Below are 5,954 nucleotides of genomic sequence, written 5' to 3'. Positions count from 1 at the left end.
CTACTTCCAAGACCGGCGCGTCAGGTATGCCGCTTAATACTTCATCGGGCCGAAGCAATAGTAGCGCAGTGCTCTGATTGCTGAGGCAGCCGGATCTCTCGCGGTGATATTCGCCGGATTCAGGAATTCAGGATTCTCAAGAAGTAGTTCCGGTCGACTCCTTTCGGCGAAGCGACAAGGCCCCACAGCATAGCTGGCTTTGCCCGGCTTCCGTACCTCAGGCATGACGGAGAGGGCGGCAATAGCGATCCGTGCATTTCATGAATATGACATTCAATGCGAGCGCACTGAATGCTGATACATGGAAGAAACCGGTCAGGTCGTGCGGGGCGGTCTACGGTTCAGTAGCCGCCAAGCGTTAGAATGTGCCGATTGAAGAACTTCGATCAACTCTTTTACAACCGCCTGTTGAAAACCCGAATCCGTATGCCAAACCCAGTCTTTCCAAGAACGCCCAATTTGTCAGGGAAGGATGCCGAGAAGAAACGAGTCGAGATTCTCGACTATTTTCACGCGACGTTTGATCGCTACGAACAACTGTTCGAGGCGTTGAACTGCGACGAGGCCTACTACGAAAAGCCCATTGCCTTGCGTCATCCGCTGATCTTTTACCTCGGCCATACCGCGACCTTTTTCGTTAACAAGTTGCTCTTGGCCGGCCTGATCGAGCAGCGCATCAATCCGAAATTCGAGTCGATGTTCGCCGTCGGGGTCGATGAAATGAGTTGGGATGACCTCAACGATGCGCGTTACGAATGGCCCAGTGTAAGCGAGGTCAAAGCCTATCGCGATTCAGTGCGTGCCATGGGTGACCAGCTGATTCGAACCACGCCGTTATCGTTGCCGATCGGCTGGGACCATCCGTGGTGGATCATCCTGATGGGAATCGAGCACGAGCGCATTCATCTGGAAACCTCTTCCGTGCTGATTCGTCAGCATCGCCTGAAGTACCTCGCACCGCATCCCGCCTGGCCGCCCTGTCGTGCAACTTCTGCGGCACCGCAGAACGATTTGCTTGAAATCCCGGCGACCCAATTGCGCGTCGGAAGGGATGCCAATGGCAACATCGATCCAGCGGGTGTTGCCTATTACGGCTGGGACAACGAGTTCGGATGTCACGAGACTTCCATCACAGCCTTTCAGGCGAGCCGCTATCTGGTTTCCAATCAGGAGTTTCTGGGATTCGTCGAGGCCGGAGGCTATGCCGACGAATCGCTCTGGCTGGATGAGGGTGCAGGCTGGCTCAAGTTTACGCGCGCCGAACACCCTACCTTCTGGATCCGCGATGGCAGGCAATGGCGCTTGCGTCTGATGCTCGAAGAAGTTCCGATGCCCTGGGACTGGCCCGTGGAAACCAATTACCATGAGGCCAAGGCGTTCTGTAACTGGAAAGCCCGTACCTCTGGCGATCCGGTGCGTTTGCCGACCGAGGATGAGTGGCAGGCATTGCGCGAATTCACCAGCATAGACGACCTGGCCTGTGGTGCGGAAGAGCGCAGTTCCGGGGGCGCTGCCCCGGCAAACCTTCACCTCGCCCGTTACGCCTCATCATGCCCGGTCACCGAGTTTGCGCACGGGCCGCTGTTCGATGTTATTGGCAATGTCTGGCAGTGGACCGAGACCCCGATCTATCCCTTCGATGGTTTTCAGGTGCACGCGGTTTATGATGACTTCACGACGCCGACGTATGATGGGCGACACAACATCATCAAGGGCGGATCGTGGATATCCTGCGGCAATGAAGCGCTGCCTGCATCGCGCTATGCTTTCCGCCGCCACTTTTTCCAGCATGCCGGATTCCGTTACGTGAAGTCCGGTGCGCCGGCAACATCGCAAACATCCCAGTACGAAACGGATCGGCTGGTTTCCGAATACGCCGAATTCCACTACGGAGACGAATATTTCGACGTGCCGAATTTCCCGCGCGCGCTGGCGCAGTTAGCCATCGCCGCGATGGGCGAAAAACCGGCCGACAAGGCTCTGGACCTGGGTTGTGCCACGGGCCGCGCGACGTTTGAACTGGCGCGGCATTTTGAGCGGGTGACCGGGATCGATTTTTCGGCCCGCTTCATTGGCCTGGGCACTCGGCTGGCCGAACAAGGCAGGCTAGGTTACACCCTCGTCGAGGAGGGCGAACTGGTGGCTTTCAAGGAACGCAGTCTCGCTGAATTGGGGCTCGGCCCGGTCGCGCAGAAAGTCGAGTTTTTCCAGGGTGACGCCTGCAATCTCAAACCGGTGTTTACCGGGTACGACCTGATCCTCGCTGCCAATCTGATCGATCGCCTTTACGATCCGCAGAAATTCCTCGAATCGGTCCACCAGCGGCTCAATCCCGGCGGCGTGCTGTTGCTCGCCTCGCCCTACACTTGGCTAACGGAACACACCAAGCGTGAAGCATGGATCGGCGGATTCAAAAAGGACGGCGAGAATTTCAGCACCTTCGATGGCTTGAAAACCATCCTCGGCAAGCACTTCCGCCTGCTGCGCGGACCATTCTCCGTTCCATTCGTCATTCGCGAAACCAAACGGAAGTTCCAGCATACGCTGTCCGAAGTGAGCATCTGGGAACGCAACTGATCACCCGGCATTTGCGGCAAATACAGGCTACGACTCGTCGTCAATCTGCGTGAGCGCCTGCGCTATAGCGCTCCGATCGGTCGGCCGGATCAAACGCGCGACTTCCTGCCCCCGGCGCATGAAAACCAGTGTCGGCCAAAGTTTCACGCCAAATGAACGCCCCAGGCGGCGACCCGGACCGTCTTCGATCTTGATACGCCGCGTTCGTGGATGATCACCAAGGGCCGACGCAATCAGCGGCTGCGCGGCAATGCAGTGGCCGCACCAGGACGCGCCGAACTCAATGAAAAGAGGTTCCTGCAAGGACTCGATCTCGGCCCGAGTCGGTTCGGCTGCAGAAGAGCTGAGATGACGTTCCATCGATTCTCCGGGCGCGCCATTCGCCTATTTGAAGACCGACAGCATTTCCATGGTGTCGGCCTCGACTTCCGGCAGCAGGTCTTTGAAGCTCTGCCGAACGGAACCTGCATCGCCGGCATCCGGATCGGTGTCTTGTCGCGACCATTCAAAGTGAGTGCCGGCAATGATGTTGCCGACGTAGACGATGTCCGACAACGTCCGCACCGTTGTCGATATCGGGCGTGGTTGATCATGATCGATGGTGGCGTTGACGATTTCTTCGGGCATGCCCAAGGCGTTGAGCAGCGTTACGCCGACACCTTCGTGCCAGCGCATGATGATGTACTTTACCGTATCCGGGCGCAGCAACAACTCAGGATATTGAACTGCTCGGTATAGCATGTAGAAGGCGCCCAGGTCATGCACTAGCCCAGCCAGCAGCGCTTCATCGGGATTGATCCGGGTGTAGGTGCGCGCCAGGATGCGTGCGGCCGCCGCAGTCCGGATCGAATGATCCCAGAGCGCGCCGGCAAGGTTGCCGAAGATCGCCATGTCTTTGGAATGCAGGAGCTGGGCCATGGCGATAGCCAGGGCGGTGGTGCGTACGACATCGACACCCAGGCGATTGATCGCCGCGCGCAAATCCTTGGCTTTCGAGCCGTCGCGGCTGTAATAAGCAGAATTGGCCAGTTGCATCAGCTTGGCAGCAGTCAGGGGTTCGATGCCGACGATCTTTGCAATGCGCGCGGTTGGCAGATCCGGGTTCTGCAACTCCTTGCGCAGGCGCAGAGCGGCGTCGAAATAGGTGGGGAAAACCACATCGCCAGCCAGTTCGCGCGCGATATCCTCCAACATGCGGAAGCGTGTTGCGTTAAGCGCCTCGCCGAACTTGTCGACCGTCGGATCCGGTTCTGGCTCCTGGATTTGCTCCTGATCCTGTTCTTCGTTCGTCTTCATGAATTGCGAGCTTTAGTCATGCTGTCGTGACCGACAAGGGAGAATTCAAAATCACCCCTAGAGTATCTGTGAGTCATGCACCCGACGTCAAATTTGATTGGACCCAGGCGGGTGAATTTTCAACCCAGCCTGATTTTCTCGCCATAGCCCGTCATTTCCAGATAACCCCGGCCAATTTCACTGCCGCCCTCCTCAACTCGCACGGCCCCTTCCCAATAAATGGCGCTTGTCGTTCGGCGGCTGTCCAGTTCCTGGTCGTCAATCAGCGGTATCAGATGGAGCTGTCGCTCGCCTATTCGTACGCGCCACTCGACCGGGTAGCTGATTGCGGTACGCGGCGATCGCCAGCGGCGCACGGATGTAAAGCCGATAACCTCGGGCGGCAGCGCCTGTACGCGGCTTCCGGGCTGCCGGAATGTGGCGGCGGACCACAGCGGAGTACCGTCCTTTCCGCGCAAGCGGAAAGCCATCAGTGCGCTACCGTCGGTCAGGTTCAAACCAATCCAGTCCCAGCCTTGTGCGGACGCGTGCAGGAGTTCGCTCGACCACTCGTGGTCCAGCCAAGCCAGGCCGGTTACTTCTTGTCGTTGGCCGTTGAGGGTTACCCAGCCACTCACCTTGAGTTGCGGTCGACTGTAGTAGTAGCTGGCGTGGCCCGCCTGCGGCGACTTGGCGCTAAATCCGGCGTCGCCGTTGAGCATCGGAGGGCCATCAGGCATTAGCGCCAGCGCGTAGGAAAAATCCTCGCCGCGAACCTCCGCCTGATAGCCGCCTTCGCGCTGTTCGAGCCGCCAGTCGCCAATCCATACGTTTGTCCGCCCCGTCTCGAATCCGGTGCGCCCAAAACCGACACGTGCGGCGCGCTGTTCGTGGCGCAAGCGGCCCAGGCGCGGGTCGGCCAGGGCCGCGTGGGCGAGGATCAGCTGACGGGGAGCGAAAGCGCTCGGGTTGTCCTCTCCGATTCCGGTACGGACGCGAAAGAAAGTGCTCTGAAAACCGAGCGGAGTACCGTCCGGCAAGTTCAGCCAACCGGTGGCATACCACCACTCGGTGCGGAAATCCGGGTGCGCACCGTGATCGACGGGAAACGTCAGTTTGCGGCCGGGCAGTACTGGCGCGAATTCAACCGTCTCCACATCGGCCTGCGCCACTCCGGCACGCCAAGTTGACAGGCTGGCCAGCGCGAGCAGGAAGGCGCGGCGATCCATCACCAGTCCTCGCGCACCGCAAGAATCGCGCCCTGACGCATGGCCTGCCGACCGGCGGCCACCGCGGCCAGTGCCGCCAAGACAATCAGGACGCTAGCGAAAACGGCCAGCGAGCCATAGGGAATGCGCAGATCCATGCTCCAGTGAAAGCTCTGCCGATTGACCACCTCGATCAGCACCAGCCCGATCGCCGCGCCGGCCAGCAGTCCGCCGATAACCCCGACGCCTGCCGCCAAGGCGCCTTCCTGGGCCAGCATCCAGCCGATCTGGCGGCGCGTCAGGCCCAGATGACGAAGCATCCCGAACTCGCGTCGCCGCGCCACCGCCAGCGCGGCGAAACTGGCGGCCACGCCAGCCAGACCGATGATCACGGCGACGGCTTCGAGCAGGTAGGTGACGGCGAAAGTGCGGTCGAAGATGCGCAGGCTGATGGCGCGAATCTCGCCCGGATAGGCGATGCTCAGTGTTCCCGGGCTGCTCGTGGCAGTGAGCGCGGCGGCCACCTGATCGGGCGCAACGCCAGGTGCAAGCAGGATTGCCGCGTCATTGACCAACTGATCGCCGGTCAGGCGACGGTAGTCCGCCAGGTCGATCATCAGTGCGCCAGTCTGCCGCGCATAGTCACGCCAAACGCCCGCCACGCGCATACGAACCGGTCGCCCGGCCAACGGCAGGTCCACCTGCTGGCCGGGCTGCCAGCCATAAATATCCTGCAGTGCTTCGGAAATCCAGATTGCCGGTTCCTTGCTACTGCCGTCGAGAACTGCGGTGCCAACCAGAGGCAGTTCGCGCCCGTCGGCCGACACCGGTCGGGCGATCAAGGCCACCGGCGTCTGCCCCGCGACCAGGCGCAAGCGGTCGTGACGGGTAAAA

5 protein-coding genes are annotated in these 5,954 nt (G+C 60.1%); 1 reads left to right on the top strand and 4 read right to left on the bottom strand.

What is annotated here, in order from left to right:
* Nucleotides 1-426: 426 nt before the first annotated feature.
* On the top strand, nt 427-2,577 hold the full coding sequence (gene ovoA, locus PROAA_RS01755) for a 5-histidylcysteine sulfoxide synthase (RefSeq protein ID WP_186409667.1): 2,151 nt from the start codon (nt 427-429) through the stop codon (nt 2,575-2,577).
* A gap of 27 nt (nt 2,578-2,604) precedes the next feature.
* Here the strand turns inward: ovoA and PROAA_RS01750 are convergent, their stop codons facing one another.
* From PROAA_RS01750 to PROAA_RS01735, 4 genes are all read right to left on the bottom strand, one after another.
* Entirely contained in the window at nt 2,605-2,937 is a 333-nt protein-coding gene (locus PROAA_RS01750; RefSeq protein WP_186409666.1) for a thioredoxin family protein, read from the bottom strand.
* Nucleotides 2,938-2,961: 24 nt separating this feature from the next.
* Nucleotides 2,962-3,873, bottom strand: coding sequence for an HDOD domain-containing protein (locus tag PROAA_RS01745; protein WP_186409665.1), 912 nt, complete (start codon nt 3,871-3,873; stop codon nt 2,962-2,964).
* A 119-nt stretch (nt 3,874-3,992) separates the two neighbouring features.
* Nucleotides 3,993-5,081: a lipocalin-like domain-containing protein gene (locus PROAA_RS01740; RefSeq protein ID WP_186409664.1), complete on the bottom strand. Its 1,089-nt coding sequence runs from the start codon at nt 5,079-5,081 to the stop codon at nt 3,993-3,995.
* On the bottom strand, nt 5,081-5,954 hold an 874-nt coding region (locus tag PROAA_RS01735; protein ID WP_186409663.1), incomplete at its 5' end, for an ABC transporter permease. The genes PROAA_RS01740 and PROAA_RS01735, both read right to left, overlap by 1 nt.

This window comes from Candidatus Propionivibrio aalborgensis (genome assembly GCF_900089945.1).
Classification (GTDB): Bacteria; Pseudomonadota; Gammaproteobacteria; order Burkholderiales; family Rhodocyclaceae; genus Propionivibrio; species Propionivibrio aalborgensis.
Note: the sequence above shows the minus strand (reverse complement) of the source record. Positions and strands in the feature narration are given on the sequence as shown.

Bases quoted from the DNA above. Each gene is read 5' to 3' on its own strand.
- ovoA (WP_186409667.1), top strand. From the start codon at position 427: ATGCCAAACCCAGTCTTTCCAAGAACGCCCAATTTGTCAGGGAAGGAT.
- PROAA_RS01750 (WP_186409666.1), bottom strand. From the start codon at position 2,937: ATGGAACGTCATCTCAGCTCTTCTGCAGCCGAACCGACTCGGGCCGAG.
- PROAA_RS01740 (WP_186409664.1), bottom strand. From the start codon at position 5,081: ATGGATCGCCGCGCCTTCCTGCTCGCGCTGGCCAGCCTGTCAACTTGG.
- PROAA_RS01745 (WP_186409665.1), bottom strand. From the start codon at position 3,873: ATGAAGACGAACGAAGAACAGGATCAGGAGCAAATCCAGGAGCCAGAA.